Origin of the sequence: Streptomyces sp. NPDC015345, assembly GCF_043078805.1 — a bacterium.
GTDB lineage: Bacteria > Actinomycetota > Actinomycetes > Streptomycetales > Streptomycetaceae > Streptomyces.
On sequence record NZ_JBIBTX010000002.1, the window covers coordinates 992,828 to 1,009,679 of the forward strand.

Below are 16,852 nucleotides of genomic sequence, written 5' to 3' on the forward strand. Positions count from 1 at the left end.
CCCCCACCGAACAGGAGCCCCCCCATGAGCCATGGCAACAAGCACCGCGCGATGAGCCGCCGTACCCTCCTCGGGATCGGCGGCGGCCTGGCCGTCGCCGCCGGTGCGGGCGGCGCGTTCGCCGCGTTCTCCGGCGAGGAGGCGGGCGCGGCCGCCACCGGCACCGCCGGGGCCAAGGCCGGCGCCGAGCGCGCCTTCGCCCACCCCGGCCTGCTGCACTCCGCGGGCGACCTCAACCGTGCCAAGGTGCGGGTCGCCGCCAGGGCCGAGCCGTGGCTCTCCGGCCACGGGCGGCTGGCAGCCAACCCCCACTCCGCCGCCGGCCGGCGGCCACGGCCCCAGGCGACGGTCGTACGCGGCGGCACCGGACAGAACTACACCGTCCTCTACAACGACATCCACGCCGCCTACCAGAACGCCCTGCGCTGGAAGATCACCGGCGCCACGGCCCACGGTGACACCGCCCGCGACATCCTCAACGCCTGGTCGGCCACGCTCAAGACGGTCACGGGCAACGCCGACCGCTTCCTCGCCGCCGGGATCTACGGCTGGCAGTTCGCGAACGCCGCCGAGCTGATGCGCGGTTACGCCGGATTCGACCTGGGGCGCTTCCGGGCCATGATGCTCGACGTCTTCTACCCGCTGAACAACCAGTTCCTGAAGGACCACAACGGCGCCTGCGTCACCAACTACTGGGCGAACTGGGACCTGTGCAACATGGCCTCGGTCATGGCCATCGGCATCCTCTGCGACGACACCGCCAAGTACGACCAAGCCGTGGAGTACTTCAAGAACGGCGCGGGCAACGGCTCCATCAAGAAGGCCGTGCCGTTCGTGTACGACGACGCGCCGGGAGGCGCCCTCGCGCAGTGGCAGGAGTCGGGCCGCGACCAGGGCCACACCATGATGGGCATGGGCCAGATGGGCGCGATCTGCGAGATGGCCTGGAACCAGGGCGACGACCTGTACGGCTACGACGACAACCGGTTCATGAAGGCCGCCCAGTACGTCGCCAAGTACAACCTCGGCCAGAGCGTCCCCTTCACCAAGTACACCTGGGGGACCGGCACGAACTGCGCCCACCGCGAGCACACCGTCATCTCCGACGTGAGCCGCGGCGAGGCCCGCCCCGTGTGGGACCTCATCCACTACCACTACGCGCGCCGCAGGCGGCTCTCCGTCCCCCACATCACGGCGATGGCAAAGAAGTCCCGCCCCGAGGGCGGAGGCGGCGACTACGGCCCCAACAGCGGCGGCTACGACCAGCTCGGCTTCGGCACCCTCATGTACGCGAAGTAGCGGAGCGGGCGAGTGAGCGGTACCGGGCCGGGTGGCCGCGCGGACCTGGTCCGTGACGTGTCGAGCCCGCCGGACCCGGCACACGGCGTCGTCCGCCGCGGCCGCGTCCGCGGCACGGGCACCGACGCGGCACCCGTGCCACGGAACATCGAGCCGCCGCCCGGTTCAGCGCGCCGAGAAGCTGTGCACCGTGCTCGACCGGTAGGTGTCCCCGGGGCGCAGCACCGTCGAGGGGAACGACGGCTGGTTCGGGGAGTCCGGGAAGTGCTGGGTCTCCAGGCACAGGCCGTCGCCCTGACGGTAGGTGCGGCCCGAGGGGCCGGTCAGGGTGCCGTCCAGGAAGTTGCCGGAGTAGAACTGCACACCCGGCTCCGTCGTGGCGATCTTCATCGTGCGGCCCGACTCCGGGTCCCGCAGCGTCGCGAAGTGCTCCGGACGGTCCGTGATCCCCTTGTCGAGGACCCAGTTGTGGTCGTACCCCTTCGCGGTCACCAACTGGGGGTGCGCGACACGTATGTCCTCGCCGACCGGCTTCGCCCGCCGGAAGTCGAACGGCGTGCCCGCCACCTTCGCCAGCTCTCCCGTGGGGATCAGCCCGGCGTCGGTCGGCGTGAACCTTCCCGCCGCCAGGGACAGTTCGTGGTCGTAGACGCCACCACTGCCCTCACCCGCCAGGTTGTAGTACGTGTGGTTGGTGAGGTTCACGACGGTGGCCTTGTCGGTCCTCGCCGCGTAGTCGATCCGCCAGTCGCCGCGCGCCGTGAGGGTGTACGCCACCTTCACCCGCAGCGTCCCCGGATAGCCCATCTCGCCGTCGGCGCTCACATACCGCAGCACCAGGCCGACACCGGTGGAGTCCGTGAACGGCTCCACGTCCCACACCCGGGTGTCGAAGCCCTTGGCGCCGCCGTGCAGGCTGTTCTCCCCGTCGTTCACGGAGAGCTGGTGGGTCTTGCCGTCCAGGGTGAAGCGGCCGCGGGCGATGCGATTGCCGTAGCGGCCGATCAGCGCGCCGAAGAAGGTCGTGCCCGCCGCGTACGCCTCGATCGTGTCGTACCCGAGGGAGACGTTGCGGTACCGGCCGTGGCGGTCCGGCAGTTCGAGGGACTGCACGATGCCGCCGTAGGAGAGGACCTTCAGCCGCGTGCCGCCGTTCGCCAGCGTCCAGCGGTGGACCTTCGTGCCGTCGGCGAGGGTGCCGAAGAGCTCCTTGGTGGGCTTGGCGAAGCGCACGGACCTGCCGCCTTCCGATGATGCGTACGAGGTGCCGGCGACGGCGGCGGTGAGACCCGCCGCGGCGGCGGTGGCCAGGACGATGCGTCTGCTGGTTTCCATGTGCGGCTCCAGTTCGAGGAGTTGAGGGACGGTGTTGTCACCGGCCGACCTTGCGCTTGTTCCACACGTCGAACCCGACCGCGGCGAGCAGCACCAGGCCCTTGATGACCTGCTGGTAGTCCGTGCCGATGCCGACCAGGGACATGCCGTTGTTGAGCACGCCGAGCACCAGGCCGCCGATGACCGCGCCCATCACCGTGCCGACGCCGCCGCTCATGGAGGCGCCGCCGATGAACGAGGCCGCGATCGCCTCCAGTTCGAAGTTGAGACCGGCCTGCGGGGTGCCCGCGTTGAGGCGGGCGGCGTACACACAGCCCGCGAGGGCCGCGAGGACGCCCATGTTGACGAAGACCAGGAAGGTGACGCGTTTGTCCTTGACGCCGGAGAGCTTGGCGGCGGCCTTGTTGCCGCCGAGCGCGTACACATGACGGCCCACGACGGCGTTGCGCATGACATAGCCGAGGCCGATGAGCAGCGCGCACATGATGAGCATGACGACCGGCACGCCGTGGAAGCTGGCGAGGGTGAGCGTGAACGCCAGCACGGCCGCCGTCATCGCCACGCACTTGGCCGCCCACAGCCCGGTGGGCAGGACGTCCAGCTCGAACGCCAGCTGCCGCTTGCGGTCCCGCCACTCGCGGAAGAGCAGGAAGACGATGGTCGCGAGGCCGAGGAGCAGCGTCGGATTGTGGTATTGCGTGTACGGGCCCATCTCCGGGATGAAGCCCTTGGCGATGTTCTGGAAGCCGTCAGGGAAGGGGGCGAGCGACTGCCCCTCCAGGACGATCTGGGTGAGACCGCGGAAGAGCAGCATGCCGGCCAGCGTCACGATGAACGACGGGATGCCGACGTAGGCGATGAAGAAGCCCTGCCAGGCGCCCGCGACCGCGCCGATCAGCAGCGAGAGGACGAGGGCGAGCACCCACGGCATGTCGTGTTTGACCATCATCACCGCCGACATGGCGCCGACGAAGGCGACCAGCGAGCCGACGGACAGGTCGATGTGGCCCGCGATGATGACGATCATCATGCCGATGGCCAGGATGAGGATGTAGCCGTTCTGTTGGATCAGGTTGGAGACGTTGTTCGGCAGCAGCAGCGTGCCGTCGGTCCAGATCTGGAACAGGGCGACGATGAAGGCCAGGGCGATCAGCATGCCGTACTGGCGCATGTTGGAGCGCATGCTCTCGATCAGCAGCGCACCGGCCGACCGCACGGCGGGCGGCGGCGCGGAGGACGAGTCCCGTGGGGGCGTGGTCGTGGTGGTCATGGCGGGCCTCAGCTCTTGCTTCCGGTGCTTCTGGTCTTGGTCATATGGCGCATCAGGACTTCCTGGGTGGCCTCCGCGCGCGTGACCTCGCCGGTCAGGCGGCCCTCGGCCATCGTGTAGATCCGGTCGCACATCCCGAGCAGCTCCGGCAGCTCCGAGGAGATGAACAGGACCGCCTTGCCCTGCGCGGCGAGCTGGTCGATGACGGTGTAGATCTCGTACTTGGCGCCCACGTCGATGCCGCGCGTCGGCTCGTCGAGGATCAGCACCTCGGGGTCGGCGTGGATCCACTTGCTCAGGACGACCTTCTGCTGATTGCCGCCGGAGAGCCGGCCCACCTGCTCGAAGACGGTGGGGGTCTTGATGTTCATCGACTCGCGGTAGCGCTCGGAGACCTGCCGCTCGTGGTGTTCGTCCACGAAGCCGCCGATGCCGCCACGCCGCCGCATGCCCGGCAGCGAGGCCAGCGACACATTGCGGTTGATGTTGTCGATGAGGTTCAGGCCGTAGCGCTTGCGGTCCTCGGTGACGTACGCGATGCCGGCGTCGACCGCGGCCGGAACCGTCTTGGTGACCACCGGGCGGCCGTTCACCGCCACGGTCCCGGCGACGTACTGCCCGTAGGAGCGACCGAAGACGGACATGGCGAGTTCGGTGCGGCCCGCGCCCATCAGGCCCGCGATGCCGACGATCTCACCGCGCCGCACCGTCAGCGACACGTCGTCGACGACCGTGCGCTGGTGGTCGACGGGATGGCGCACCGTCCAGCCCTCCACCGCCAGGGCGAGTTCGCCCGCGTCGGCACCCTCGTACGGCGTGCGCTCGGGGAAGCGGTGGTCGAGGTCGCGGCCGACCATGCCCCGGATGATCCGGTCCTCCGACAACTCCGGCTCATGGTCCGGGCTCTGGCGGACCGTCAGCGACTCGATGGAGCAGCCGTCGCGCAGGATGGTCACGGCGTCGGTGATCTGCCGGATCTCGTTGAGCTTGTGCGAGATGATGATGCTGGAGATGCCCTGCTCGCGCAGTTCCACGATCAGGTCGAGCAGCTTCGCGCTGTCCTCGTCGTTGAGCGCGGCCGTCGGCTCGTCGAGGATCAGCAGCTTCACCTCCTTCGACAGCGCCTTGGCGATCTCCACCAGCTGCTGCTTGCCCACCCCGATGTCGGAGACCGGCGTCTGCGGCTTCTCGCGCAGCCCGACCCGCTTGAGCAGGGCGCTCGCCCGGCGCAGGGTGTCGTTCCAGTCGATGAAGCCACGCCTGGTCTGTTCGTTGCCGAGGAAGATGTTCTCGGCGATCGACAGATAGGGGACGAGCGCCAGTTCCTGATGGATGATCACGATGCCATGGCGCTCGCTGGCGCGGATGTCCTTGAAGGACATCGGCTCGCCCTCGAAGAGGATCTCGCCCTCGTAACTGCCGTGCGGATACACGCCGCTGAGGACCTTCATCAGCGTCGACTTGCCCGCGCCGTTCTCACCGCAGATCGCGTGGATCTCCCCCGGCCGCACCGTCAGGTCCACACCGGAGAGCGCCTTGACACCGGGGAACGTCTTGGTGATGCCCCGCATCTCCAGGATGGGCGCGCTCACTTGAGCTGCCCCGCCGTGAAGTACCCCTCGTCCACGAGGAGTCTGGTGTTGGACTTGTCGACGCTGACCGGCTCCAGGAGGAAGGCCGGCACGGTCTTCTCCCCGTTGTCGTAGTCCGTGGTGTTGTTGACCTGGACCTTCTTGTCCGTGAGGACCGCGTCACCCATCTTCACCGTCTGCGCGGCCAGCTTGCGCGTGTCCTTGAACACCGTCTGCGTCTGCTCGCCCCGGATGATCGACTTCACTGACGCCAGCTCCGCGTCCTGCCCGGTGATGACCGGCAGCGGCTGGCTCTTGCTGCCGTAACCCGCGCTCTTGAGCGCCGAGATGATGCCGATGGAGATCCCGTCGTAGGGCGAGAGCACCGCGTCGACGCGCTTGTCGCCGTAGCTCTTGCTGATCAGGTCGTCCATGCGCTTCTGTGCCGTGCCGCCGTCCCACTTCAGCGTCGTGGCCTGGTTCAGCCGCGTCTGCTTGCTGCGCACCACGAGCTGACCGGACTCGAAGTACGGCTTCAGCACCTTCATGGCGCCGTTCCAGAAGTACTTGGTGTTGTTGTCGTCCGGGTCGCCCGCGAACAGCTCGATGGACCGCGTGTCGTCGGCGTCCTTGTCGGGCTTGCCGAGCTTCAACTTGTCGACCAGGTACTGGCCCTGGAGCCGCCCCACGCGTTCGTTGTCGAACGACGCGTAGTAGTTGACGTTCTTCGTGCCGAGGATGAGGCGGTCGTACGAGATCACGGGGATCCCCGCCTCGTGCGCGCGCTTCAGTACGTCGGTGAGCGCCGAGCCGTTGATCGCTGCGACCACCAGGAGCCGGTGCCCCTTCGTGATCATGTTCTCGATCTGGGCGACCTGGTTCTCCACCTTGTCGTCGCCGTACTGGAGGTCGGTGTCGTAACCGGCCTTCTTGAACTGCGCCGCCATGTTCTTGCCGTCGGCGATCCACCGCTCGGAGGACTTGGTGGGCATGGCGAGACCGATGGTGCCGCCCTTGCCGTCGTCCGGCTTGTAGCGGCTGCCGCCCTTGGCCTCCTGCCCGCAGGCGGTCAGCGAGGCGGCGAGCAGCGCGGTGGTGACGGCGATGCCGAGAGTGCGGGTGCGCATGGGTCAGTCCCCTTCCGGGACGGGGAAACGGCACAGCTCGCCCGGCAGCCGCGAGCCGAGCGGCGACATGCCGCCGTCCGCGCCGTGCCGGACCAGCAGATCCAGGGCGAGACGGCCGCGCCTGACCCGCTCCCGGGCCGTGGCGAGGGCGTGCTCGCGCAGGTGGGCGCCGTACGGGTAGATGCCGGTGGCCTTGGCGAGGCCGAACTTCACATACAGCGGGGCGCCGCGCCGGATCAGCTCGGCGACCTCGTACATCCGTACGTAGCCGCCGAGGTCGTCGGGGGCCTCGACGTACATGTCCATCGGCGCCCGGCTGACCCGGCGGATCTCCGTGAGGTGGGCGAGGGTCAGATCGGACGGCACGTTCAGGGAGTCGGCGCCAAGACGCTCGTACACCGCGTACGAGGCCGGGTTGACCGGACCGGTCAGCGCGGACAGCTTGAAGGTGGTGTCGGCGGGGAGCACCCCGGCGGCGCGGAGTCTGTGCAGCGTCCACAGCACGCCCTCGTCGGCGACGAGCAGGCACTTCACGCCGAGCCCGGTGGCGCGCACGGCGTCCTCGACGCAGCCCGCGAGCGCGTCGTGGCCACGGGCGCGCAGCCCCGCGCCGCCGGAGTCGGTGCGGGTCGAGCCGCCGATGTCCCAGGTGCCGCGCGGCCCCGTGAACAGGCACAGCTCGATGTCGCGCTCGGCACAGGACTCCACCATCTCGGTGATCTCGTCGTCACCGAGCATCCAGACACCGCTGCCCTGGCTGATCCGGTGGACGGGCAGGTCCAGGCGCGCGCTCTCCTTGAGGACGACGGCGAGCGCCTCGGGACCCTCGACGGAGGGGATCTCGGTGCGCCACGTGCCGCCGTCGGGGAACGTGTGGGGGGAGGCGTCGGCCGGGTCGGCGGCGGGCACCGGATGACCGATGCGGGCGAGGGCGTCGGCGCCGGGGCGCCGGGTTGCTGACGGGGCGGTCACGGGACTCCAATGATCGGTGTGTCGATGTGGTTCGGGTGGATCGTCGTGCTGTGCCGCCCGGTTGGGTGTACGGCGGCACGGGGCGGTCAGGCGCGCCCGTACCGCCGTACGTACAGGGGGAAGGACCGCCGGGGACATGGCCCGGCCGGGCTCAGGGCCGCAGCAGCACCTTCCCGGTCTTCTGATCGCCGCCGCCGACCAGCGCGACGGCCTCGCCGAACCGCTCCAGCGGGAACTCGTGCGTGATCAGCGGCGCCGGGTCGAGCAGTCCGAGGCCGAACGCCCGCACGGCGTCCGACCAGGCCGAGGAGGACGCGCCGAAGACGGAGCGCACCTCCAGCTGGCTCAGCGACAGATGCACCGGGTCGATGCCGACCGCCCCCGGCGTGAACATGCCGGTGAGCACGACCCGGCCGCCCCGGCGGGCGAGCAGGCACGACGAGGCCGCGGTGGTCGGCGCGCCCGCCGTCTCCACGACCAGGTCGAAGCGGCCGTGCGCCGAGCGGGCCTCGTCGGGGGAGAGGGCCGCGGTGGCCCCGAAGTCCCGTGCCTGCTCGCCGCGGGCCGCCCGCGGGTCCACCACCGCCAGCTCGGCGGGGCTCGACGCGGCGAGCAGCTGCACCGCGAGCAGCCCGAGGGTGCCCGCGCCGACCACCGCGACGCGCTCACCGGGCGCCGGACGCCCCGCCCGCACCGCGGCGGCGATCACCGCGGACGGCTCGAGCAGGGCGGCCGCGCGCAGGTCGGCGTCGTCCCGCAGCGGGTGCAGGAGCCGGGCGGGCACGGTGAGGTGGTCGGCGAAGGCGCCCGGCTCGGTGAACCCGGTCTCGGCATAGCCGCCGGTGCACAGGCTGGTCTCCCCGCACCGGCAGCGCTCGCAGACACCGCAGGCCCGGAACCCCTCCGCGACGGTCCCGCGGCCGACGAGGGCGGGGTCGACGCCCGCGCCCACCGCCGCCACGGTCCCGGACCACTCGTGGCCCGGCGTCACGGGGTAGCGCACATACGCGGCGTCGCGGTGGCCGTCGTACACCTCGCGGTCGCTCATGCAGATCCCGGCGGCGGCCACCCGCACGAGAACCTCGCCGGGGCCCGGCTGCGGCGTGTCACCGGTGACGAGGCGGTGTTCGCCGGGCCGGTCGACGACGATCGCGCGGCTGCTCACTTCTTGGCCCCGCCGGGGGAACGCTTCTCCCAGCCCTCGGCCCACAGGTCGAACCGGGCCTGCTGCTGCGGGAACTCGGCGGCCGCGTCGGTGTCGAGCTCGACGCCGAGGCCGGGCTCGTGCGACAGCTCGAAGCAGCCCGTCTCCGGGTCGACCTGGGGCGCTCCCTTGACGACCTTCTTGATGTCCGCGTCGGCGAAGTCGTTGAAGTGTTCGAGGATCTTGAAGTTCGGCGCGGTGAAGCCGACTTGGAGCGAGGCGGCGGTCAGCACGGGCCCGCCCACGTTGTGCGGGGCGACCAGCATGTAGTGCGTCTCGGCGGTCGCCGCGAGCTTGCGGGTCTCCCAGATGCCGCCGATGTGACCGACGTCCGGCTGGATGATGTCCACGGCCTGGCTCTCGAACAGCTCCCGGAACTCGATCCGGTCGTGGATCCGCTCACCGGTGGCCACCGGCATGTCCACCTTGGCGGCGACCTTCTCCAGGGCCTTGAGATTCTCCGGCGGCACCGGCTCCTCCAGCCAGGCAGGGCGGAACGGCGCGAGGTCGCGGGCGAGGCGGACCGCCGTGGCGGGCGAGAAGCGGCCGTGCATCTCCAGCATCAGCTCGGCGTCAGGGCCGATCGCGTCCCGCACGGCCTCGATCAACGACACGGCGTACAGGCTCTGTTCGTGGTCCAGCTCGTAGTGCCCGGTGCCGAAGGGGTCGATCTTCAGCGCGCGGTAGCCGCGCTCCATGACCCCCTGGGCCGCCTTGTGGTACGCCTCCGGGGTGCGCTCCGTGGTGTACCAGCCGTTCGCGTACGCCTTGACGCGGTCGGTGACCTTGCCGCCGAGCAGCTGCCACACGGGGACGCCGAGCGCCTTGCCCTTGATGTCCCAGCAGGCCATCTCGATGACCGCGATGCCCGACATGACGATCTCGCCGGCCCGGCCGTAGTCGCCGTACTTCATCCGGCGCACGAGGTCCTCGACCGCGAACGGGTCCGACCCCTTGATGTGGTTGGCCTCCGCCTCACGGAGGTATCCGATGAGTGCGTCGGTGTGGCCGAGCATGCGCGTCTCGCCGATGCCGGTCAGGCCTTCGTCGGTGTGGACCTGGACGTAAGTGAGGTTACGCCAGGGGGTTCCGACCACATGCGTGCTGATTCCCGTGATGCGCAAGGCAGTTGTCCCTTGACTTGTTCGGTATTTCGTCACACGTTCGAAATGTTGGCGTGACGGTATTCACGGTGGCCGGAACGTGTCAATGGTTCGCGCGAAACGGTCTTGAGAGGGTGGTGAGGACGAGCCGCCGGAGCCCCGAAGCGGCCCGGCGGCCATTGCGCCGCGAACGGCACCATGCCTAACCTGTGTTCGTCATACCGATCAGCGGCCGAGGTTTCGGACGCCACAGGGTGGGAGGCCTCATGGGACGACTGGTTCCCGCGGTGACAAGGTCGCTGGACATACTCGAACTGTTCCTGGAAGGGGACGGGACGTTCTCCGCGCCAGAGGTGACCCGCAGGCTTCAGCTGCCGCGCACCACCGTGCACGAACTGCTCACCACCCTGGCGGCCCGTTCGTACCTCGCGCAGATCCCGGACCAGCCGGGCCGCTACCGCCTCGGCGTGCGCACCTACCAGCTCGGCAGCCGCTACGCCGAGCAGCTCGACCTCGCGGCCGAGGGGCAGCAGGTGGCCCGCGAGGTCGCCGAGACCTGCGACGAGACCGTCCACGTCGCCATTCTCGAGGACACCGACGTCATCTACATCGCCAAGGTCGACTCCACGCACGCCGTGCGCATGGTCTCCGCGGCGGGCCGCCGGCTTCCGGCGCACTGCACCTCGGTCGGCAAGATGCTGCTGGCCTCGCTGCCGCAGCCGGAGCTCGAATCCCGCCTCCAGGGGCGGGAGTTCGTGGCGATGACCCCCGCCAGCATCACCGACCCCGACGAGCTGGCCGCCGCGCTCGCGGACATCCGGGAGCGGGGCGTCGCGGTCGAGCATCGGGAGTCCAACCCGGACGTCAGCTGCGTGGCCGCGCCGGTGCGCGACAGCGCGGGACGGGTCGTCGCCGCCCTGTCCATCTCCGTGCCGATGATCCGCTGGAGCGAGGAGCGCGAGCGGGAACTGGCCGAGCTGGCCGCCAAGGGAGCCGGTGACCTCTCGGTCCGCCTCGGTCACCGGGGCCGGCGATGAACGGCGGGTACGAGGTGGCGGTGCGCGAGCAGGCCCTCCTCGGCGAGGGCCCCACCTGGGACGCGGCCGGCGAGCGCCTCATCTGGGTCGACATCCTCGCCGCACGCGTCCATACGTACGCACCCGGCGACGGCCGCCGTACGGTCATGGCCACCGAACAGCACGTCGGCGCCGCGAAGCCCCGGGCGGGCGGCGGCCTGGTGGTCAACCTCCGCGACGGGATCGGCCTGTACGGGCCCGGCGGCGCGTCCTTCTCCTGGCTGGTGCGCGACCCCGTGCCGGGCCGCCGGGGCAATGACGCCGCCGTCGCGCCCGACGGCGCGCTCTGGGCGGGCACCATGCGCTACGACGAGGCGCCGGGTGGCGGCGGCCTCACCCGCGTCGACCCCGACGGCACCGCCACCGAGCAGTCCGCGTCCCTCGGCGACGTCGCCGTCAGCAACGGCACGGGCTGGAGCCCCGACGGGCGGCTCATGTACTACGCCGACAGCCCCACGCGCCGTGTCGACGTCCTCGACTTCGACGGCCGGCACGCGCGGAACCGGCGTCCGTTCGTGGTGATCGAGGACGGCGCGGGCGACCCCGACGGACTCACCGTCGACGCCGACGGCTGCGTCTGGATCGCCCTGTGGAACGGCGGAGCCGTCCGCCGCTACACCCCCGACGGACGGCTCGACCGCGTCATCGCCCTCCCGGTGCCCCGGCCCACCGCCTGCGCCTTCGGCGGCCCCGGCCTGCGCGACCTCTACATCACCACGGCCCGCGCCGGCCAGGAGCGCCCGCACCCGCTGGCGGGGTCGGTGCTCGTGGTGCCGGACGCGGGCCAGGGGCTGCCGGGCACGCCCTTCGCGGGCTGACCGGCCGGCCGCAAGAGGGTCAGCGCTTCAGCTCGCGCAGGTACTTCCCGAACTTCTCCAGGCCGTCGATGTTGCGGGGCCCGCTGATGCCCTCGTTGTAGTCGAGGACGAAGAAGTTGTTCTTCTTGACGGCGGGCAGCTCCTTCGTGTGCGGGGACTTCTTCAGGAACTCGATCTTCTTCTTCGCGGGCTGGTCGCCGTAGTCGAAGATGATGACGACCTCGGGCTCGGCCTTGGTGACCGCCTCCCAGTTCACCTGCGTCCAGCGCTCGTCGAGCCCGTCGAAGACGTTCTTGCCGCCCGCGGTCTTGATGATGTCGTTCGGCGGGACCTGGCTGCCCGCGGTGAAGGGCTGGTCGGTCCCTGAGTCGTAGAGGAAGACCGGCACCGGATCACCCTTGGGCGCCTTCTCCTTCACGGCCGCCACGCGCTTCTTCAGGTCCCCGACGACCTGACCGGCCTTCTTCTCGACGTGGAAGATCTTCCCGAGCCGCTCAAGGTCGCTGTAGAGCGCGTTGAACGGGGTGACCTTCTGCGGATACCCGGGATAGTTGAAGCAGCTCTCCGTGTGCATGAAGCTCTGGACGCCGAGCTTGTCCAGGATCTTCGGGGTGATGCCGCGCTGGTCGCTGAAGCCGGAGTTCCAGCCCGCCACGACGAAGTCGGACTTGGCCTCGACGACGATCTCCTTGTTGAGCAGGTCGTCGCTGAGCATCTTCACCTTGGCGTACTCCGACGCCCAGGGCGACTCGCTCACCGGCGGATTGGCGGGCGGCATCACGTACCCGTGGACGTGCTTCGTCAGGCCGAGGCTGAACAGCTTGTCGGCGCTGCCTCCCTCGTAGGCCACGGCACGCTCGGGCACCTTGTAGGAGACGGGCTCGCCGCACCGCTTGACGGTGACCTTCTCGGACGCCTTGGCGTCGCCGTCCGCCTCGACCTCCGCGCCGCAGCCGCTCAGCAGCAGCGCGGCCGCGAGCGCGGAGCCCAGGGCGATGGACCGGGTGTGTGACATGGGTATGTGGTGCCTTTCGAATTCGAAGGGTGGGGCGGGGCGGGGTGGTCAGAGGGCGGGGTGGAGGGAGTAGAGCAGCTGGGGGCCGCCCGTCAGCGGATGCGGTACGACGGTGGCCTTCACGCCGAACACATCGGCGACCAGCTCCTCGGTGAGGACTTCCTCGGGCGTCCCGGCCGCGACCAGGCTCCCCTGGGACAGGACCCCGAGCCGGTCGCAGGCGGCGGCCGCGAGGTTGAGGTCGTGCAGCACGACGAGGACGGTCGGCCCGGCGCCCCGCAGATGCGACAGGACCTCGATCTGATGGCGCACGTCCAGGTGATTGGTCGGCTCGTCGAGGACGAGCACCCGCGGCTCCTGGACGAGCGCCCGGGCGAGCAGCACGCGCTGGCGCTCCCCGCCGGACAGCGTCAGGACGCCGCGCTTGGCCAGATGCCGGATGTCCAGCCGCTCCATGGCGCGTACGCACAGCTCCCGTTCGCGCCCGCTGAGCGCCTGGTTGCCCCGCTGGTGCGGGGCGCGGCCGAGCGCGACGACCTCCTCGACGGTGAAGTCGAGCTCGACGGCGCCGTCCTGCGTCATCGCAGCGACGAGCTGCGCGCTGCGCCGCATCGACAGTCCCGCGATGTCGTCACCGCCCACCCGCACCGCCCCGGTGGCCGGCCGCAGCGCGCGGTAGACGCAGCGCAGCGCGGTCGACTTGCCGCTGCCGTTCGGGCCGACGAGGCCGACGACCTCGCCGCTGCCCGCGTCGAGCGAGAGGTCCCGCACCAGGCTCTTGCCGTCGATGACGACGCCGAGCCCCTCGATTCGCAAGTCCATCTCAACGGCCCCCGAACACATAGCCCTTGCGGCGCATCAGCGCGATGAACACCGGCACTCCGACGAGCGCGGTGATGACACCCAGCGGCAGTTCGCGCGGCGCGACCACCGTCCGGGACAGCAGATCGACCCAGACCATGAAGAGGGCGCCGACCAGCGGGGCCACGGCGAGGACCCGGGCGTGCCCGGCGCCGACCACCATGCGCACCAGGTGCGGCATGACGAGCCCCACGAAGCTGATGGCGCCGCTCACCGCCACCATCACGCCGGTGACCAGCGAGACAAGGACGAGCAGCGACCTGCGGTGCCGGTCGGGGCTCAGGCCGAGGCTCGCCGCGGTCTCGTCGCCGAGCGCGAGCACGTCCAGGGCCCGGCCGTGGCGGTACAGCACGACGAGGCCGAGCAGGACGACCGCGGCGACGACGGGCAGCGCGGCCCAACTGGCGGCGCCGAAGCTGCCCATGGTCCAGTACAGGACCATGCCGGTCGCCTCGCTGTCCGGCGCGAAGTAGATGATGACGCTCATCACGGCCTGGAAGCCCAGGGACATGGCGACACCCGTCAGGACGAGACGCAGCGGTGACAGGACGCCCCCGCTTGACGAGGCGACGTACACGAGGAACGACGCGACGAGCGCGCCGATGAACGCCCCCGCCGACACCGCGTACACCCCGAGCGCGGCCAGGCCGCCGGTGACCGTCACCGCGACGGCGCCCACCGACGCCCCGGAGGAGACGCCGAGCACGAAGGGGTCGGCGAGGGCGTTGCGCACCATGGCCTGGATGGCGACGCCGACGGCGCTGAGCCCGGCGCCCACCAGCGCGGCGAGCAGGACACGCGGCGTGCGGATCTGCCAGATGATCTGGTACGTCGTCGTCTCGTCGGCGCCGATGCGCCCGCCCGTGAGCGCCGCCCACAGATAGCGGGCGGTCTCGGCGGGCGTCACGAAGGCGGCGCCGAGCCCGATGGCCACGACGACGGACGCGACCAGGACGAAGAAGAGCGCGACGCAGGTCAGGACCAGGGCGCCGGGTGAGGCGAGCCGGTCCCGCACGGCGGCCCTGGGGCGCGCGGGTGCCGCCTCCGTGACGGTGCTCATGCTGTTCCCGCCTCCGTTTCGGCTTCAGCTTCGGCCTCGTCGTCGCTCGGGGACCCGCGCCGCACCAGGACGGCCGCGCCGAGCGCCGCGACGACCAGGGCGCCGAAGACGGCGGCGGTGCCGGGGTATCCGGCGAGGCCGAGGCCCGCGCCGCCGAGCGCCGCGCCGACGAACACGCCGAGGCTCTGCCCCGCGGCGTTGAGACTCAGCGCCGAGCCGCGCAGCGTCGTACCGCAGCGCCGCACGATGAGGCTGACCACGCACGCGGCGACGACCGCGTGGCTCGCCGCGTGCAGCGCGGTCATGGCGAGGGCGAGCGGCAGCCAGTGCGTGAAGTAGAAGCCCACGACGGAGACGAGGGCGGCGACCAGACCGATGCCGAGCATGCGTTCCGTGCTGACGCGCGGCGCGGCGGAGTTGGTGATCCGGCCGGTGAGGAGGTTGCTGACGAAGAACGACGCGCCGCTGAGCGTCCACACGAACGCGAAGAGACCGGCGTCGAGGTCGAACCGCTCCTCGTAGAAGGCCGCGAGGTACGACAGGTAGCCCATGAACACGGCGGTGCGCAGAAAGCCGATGAGCAGCAGCGGCACCGCACCACGGACGGCCGCCAGGGCCTTGAACGAGGCGAGGTAGCCGAGGCGTCGCGCGTCGGGGGCGTCCTGCGGGGAGGTGTCCTTCTTGCGGCGGGCCACGAAGACCACGGCGAGCAGCAGCGACACCACCGTCACGCCGAACAGGTCGCCCTGCCAGCCCCAGAACAGCGCGGGCAGCGCGATGACGGGCGCCGCGAGCATGGCGGTCATCGACTGCGTGGCCGTGACGAGGGTCGCCGCGCGCCCGGCGGCCTTGCCGGTGCCGAAGCGGTCGGCGGCGGCGGCCGTCAGCGCCGGGTTCAGGACGGACGTACTCGCGCCGATGAGAAGGCAGAAGACGGCGAGCAGGACGAAGTCGCCGCTGGCGCCGAGCGCGGAAGAGGCCCCGAGGGCGACCAGCGCGCCCGCCGCCGCCCACTCCTTGGGCACCCGGTCGATCAGCGGGGCCAGGGCCGTGCCCACCAGCAGGGCGGCGAGGCCGCCGAGTCCGCGCAGGCCGCCCATCGCGGCGACGCTGCTGTCCGCGTCGTCGGCGATCGGCACGAGGTAGGTGCTGAAGACGGTGAACGGCAGCAGGCCCACCGCCGAGGCGAGCAGGACCGGCCACAGGGTGCGGGCCATGCGCAGATCGCCCGGGACCGGCTCCTCGGCCCTGTCCGTCGCGGGGCCCTTCACGGCGTCGACGCTCACGCACCCGCTCCGTCCGCGAGGGCGGCGCGGTAGCGGTACATCGGCGTGGCGTCCGCGCTGAACTGGGAGAACGTGAACGGCTCGGCGTTGAGGCCGGTGACTCCGGCGCCGAGGAACGCGCGGGCGACAGCGCTGCCGCTCTGGGCGTAGACGGTCAGCGGGACGCGGTGCTCGACGCAGTGCCGCAGGATCAGGTCGAAGGTGCCGTTGCTGAGCGTCATGCCGGTGGCGACCACCGCGTCGGCCTGCGCGAGGACCTCGGTCATGTCGTCGGTGACGGGGTCGCCCCACGCGGTCGTCCGCAGGTTCAGGTCGCAGGGCAGGCAGACGCCGCCCCGCTCCCGGATCGCCGCGACCAGCGGGTTGACGACGCCGATCAGGGCGACCTTGGCGCCGGGCTCGATGTCGAGCAGCCCCGCCACGGCGGCGTCGCGCGCCTCGGCGCGGACCTCCGGCGTGCCGGTGGGCAGCATGACGCGCTCGGCGTCATCGGCGTCCCGGTGCGGGAGCACCCGGGCCAGATAGGCGTCGAGTGCGGCGGTCCGCACCGGCGCGGACTCGTCGCGCAGCAGCTTGTCCAGACAGTGGCCTGAGGCGTTCTCGCAGAATTGCGGGGCGAGTTCACCCGCCTCGAAGGAGCACGCGCCGAAGGAGTCGCCGACGCGAAGCAGCAAGTAGTGGTTGTGGTAGGTGACATCACCGCCGGCAAGGCGGGTCGTGTTGTACAGCCAGAACGCGCTGGTGACGGTGAGGCCGGCCGGGTCGGGGCCGAGCTCGCCCGCGAGGACGGCCTCCGTCAGCTCCGCGACGGATGTGTGGGATATGGGACGCGACATGGTTTCTCTCTTGGTCTAC

General features: G+C 70.8%; 15 protein-coding genes. 3 read left to right on the plus strand and 12 right to left on the minus strand.

Annotation, left to right across the window (positions count from 1 at the left end; all coding sequences use genetic code 11):
* Positions 1–24: 24 nt before the first annotated feature.
* Complete coding sequence (locus ACF062_RS10660) at positions 25–1,299, plus strand: alginate lyase family protein (RefSeq protein WP_392137376.1); 1,275 nt, start codon at positions 25–27, stop codon at positions 1,297–1,299.
* A gap of 165 nt (positions 1,300–1,464) precedes the next feature.
* On the opposite strand, the gene ACF062_RS10665 is transcribed toward ACF062_RS10660, so the two are convergent.
* The 7 genes from ACF062_RS10665 to ACF062_RS10695 all read right to left on the minus strand — a co-directional run bounded on the left by ACF062_RS10665 (position 1,465) and on the right by ACF062_RS10695 (position 9,902).
* Complete coding sequence (locus tag ACF062_RS10665) at positions 1,465–2,634, minus strand: aldose epimerase family protein (RefSeq protein ID WP_392137377.1); 1,170 nt, start codon at positions 2,632–2,634, stop codon at positions 1,465–1,467.
* Positions 2,635–2,671: 37 nt separating this feature from the next.
* Positions 2,672–3,904 carry a multiple monosaccharide ABC transporter permease gene (gene mmsB / locus ACF062_RS10670; RefSeq protein WP_392137378.1) on the minus strand — a complete coding sequence of 411 codons (1,233 nt, stop codon included), beginning with the start codon at positions 3,902–3,904 and terminating at the stop codon, positions 2,672–2,674.
* Between the two features lie 8 nt (positions 3,905–3,912).
* On the minus strand, positions 3,913–5,475 hold the full coding sequence (gene mmsA / locus ACF062_RS10675) for a multiple monosaccharide ABC transporter ATP-binding protein (protein ID WP_392137710.1): 1,563 nt from the start codon (positions 5,473–5,475) through the stop codon (positions 3,913–3,915).
* Between the two features lie 17 nt (positions 5,476–5,492).
* A complete protein-coding gene (chvE, locus tag ACF062_RS10680) occupies positions 5,493–6,602 on the minus strand; it encodes a multiple monosaccharide ABC transporter substrate-binding protein (RefSeq protein WP_392137379.1) in 1,110 nt (369 codons plus the stop codon).
* 3 nt (positions 6,603–6,605) lie between these two features.
* A complete protein-coding gene (locus ACF062_RS10685) occupies positions 6,606–7,574 on the minus strand; it encodes a hypothetical protein (RefSeq protein ID WP_392137380.1) in 969 nt (322 codons plus the stop codon).
* 151 nt (positions 7,575–7,725) lie between these two features.
* The gene (locus ACF062_RS10690) at positions 7,726–8,739 is read right to left on the minus strand and encodes a zinc-binding dehydrogenase (RefSeq protein ID WP_392137381.1); all 1,014 of its coding nucleotides are present in this window, start codon (positions 8,737–8,739) and stop codon (positions 7,726–7,728) included.
* Entirely contained in the window at positions 8,736–9,902 is a 1,167-nt protein-coding gene (locus ACF062_RS10695; RefSeq protein WP_356581332.1) for a mandelate racemase/muconate lactonizing enzyme family protein, read from the minus strand. The genes ACF062_RS10690 and ACF062_RS10695 overlap by 4 nt, the downstream gene beginning before the upstream one ends.
* 245 nt (positions 9,903–10,147) lie before the next feature.
* Here ACF062_RS10695 and ACF062_RS10700 point away from each other — a divergent pair, with 245 nt between their 5' ends.
* Entirely contained in the window at positions 10,148–10,918 is a 771-nt protein-coding gene (locus ACF062_RS10700; RefSeq protein WP_392137382.1) for an IclR family transcriptional regulator, read from the plus strand.
* Positions 10,915–11,775, plus strand: coding sequence for an SMP-30/gluconolactonase/LRE family protein (locus ACF062_RS10705; protein ID WP_392137383.1), 861 nt, complete (start codon positions 10,915–10,917; stop codon positions 11,773–11,775). Before ACF062_RS10700 ends, ACF062_RS10705 begins: the two co-directional genes overlap by 4 nt.
* Before the next feature lie 19 nt (positions 11,776–11,794).
* Here ACF062_RS10705 and ACF062_RS10710 read toward each other — a convergent pair whose 3' ends face one another.
* Genes ACF062_RS10710 through ACF062_RS10730 form a run of 5 tightly spaced genes read right to left on the minus strand, consistent with a single transcriptional unit; the run spans position 11,795 to position 16,833 of the window.
* Positions 11,795–12,790, minus strand: a complete 996-nt coding sequence (locus ACF062_RS10710) for an ABC transporter substrate-binding protein (RefSeq protein WP_392137384.1) — start codon at positions 12,788–12,790, stop codon at positions 11,795–11,797.
* Positions 12,791–12,838: 48 nt separating this feature from the next.
* Positions 12,839–13,612 (minus strand): ABC transporter ATP-binding protein, encoded by a 774-nt coding sequence (locus tag ACF062_RS10715; RefSeq protein ID WP_392137385.1) that lies wholly within the window; start codon positions 13,610–13,612, stop codon positions 12,839–12,841.
* Position 13,613: 1 nt separating this feature from the next.
* Positions 13,614–14,711: a FecCD family ABC transporter permease gene (locus ACF062_RS10720; RefSeq protein WP_392137386.1), complete on the minus strand. Its 1,098-nt coding sequence runs from the start codon at positions 14,709–14,711 to the stop codon at positions 13,614–13,616.
* Entirely contained in the window at positions 14,708–15,997 is a 1,290-nt protein-coding gene (locus tag ACF062_RS10725; RefSeq protein WP_392137387.1) for an MFS transporter, read from the minus strand. Before ACF062_RS10725 ends, ACF062_RS10720 begins: the two co-directional genes overlap by 4 nt.
* Complete coding sequence (locus tag ACF062_RS10730) at positions 15,994–16,833, minus strand: Rossmann-like domain-containing protein (RefSeq protein WP_392137388.1); 840 nt, start codon at positions 16,831–16,833, stop codon at positions 15,994–15,996. The genes ACF062_RS10725 and ACF062_RS10730 overlap by 4 nt, the downstream gene beginning before the upstream one ends.
* Positions 16,834–16,852: the final 19 nt, after the last annotated feature.

Excerpts from the sequence above, each read along its gene's own strand:
- ACF062_RS10660 (WP_392137376.1), top strand. The coding sequence starts at position 25 with ATGAGCCATGGCAACAAGCACCGCGCGATGAGCCGCCGTACCCTCCTC.
- ACF062_RS10665 (WP_392137377.1), bottom strand. The coding sequence starts at position 2,634 with ATGGAAACCAGCAGACGCATCGTCCTGGCCACCGCCGCCGCGGCGGGT.
- mmsB (WP_392137378.1), bottom strand. The coding sequence starts at position 3,904 with ATGACCACCACGACCACGCCCCCACGGGACTCGTCCTCCGCGCCGCCG.
- mmsA (WP_392137710.1), bottom strand. The coding sequence starts at position 5,475 with ATGCGGGGCATCACCAAGACGTTCCCCGGTGTCAAGGCGCTCTCCGGT.
- chvE (WP_392137379.1), bottom strand. The coding sequence starts at position 6,602 with ATGCGCACCCGCACTCTCGGCATCGCCGTCACCACCGCGCTGCTCGCC.
- ACF062_RS10700 (WP_392137382.1), top strand. The coding sequence starts at position 10,148 with ATGGGACGACTGGTTCCCGCGGTGACAAGGTCGCTGGACATACTCGAA.
- ACF062_RS10705 (WP_392137383.1), top strand. The coding sequence starts at position 10,915 with ATGAACGGCGGGTACGAGGTGGCGGTGCGCGAGCAGGCCCTCCTCGGC.
- ACF062_RS10710 (WP_392137384.1), bottom strand. The coding sequence starts at position 12,790 with ATGTCACACACCCGGTCCATCGCCCTGGGCTCCGCGCTCGCGGCCGCG.
- ACF062_RS10715 (WP_392137385.1), bottom strand. The coding sequence starts at position 13,612 with ATGGACTTGCGAATCGAGGGGCTCGGCGTCGTCATCGACGGCAAGAGC.
- ACF062_RS10720 (WP_392137386.1), bottom strand. The coding sequence starts at position 14,711 with ATGAGCACCGTCACGGAGGCGGCACCCGCGCGCCCCAGGGCCGCCGTG.
- ACF062_RS10730 (WP_392137388.1), bottom strand. The coding sequence starts at position 16,833 with ATGTCGCGTCCCATATCCCACACATCCGTCGCGGAGCTGACGGAGGCC.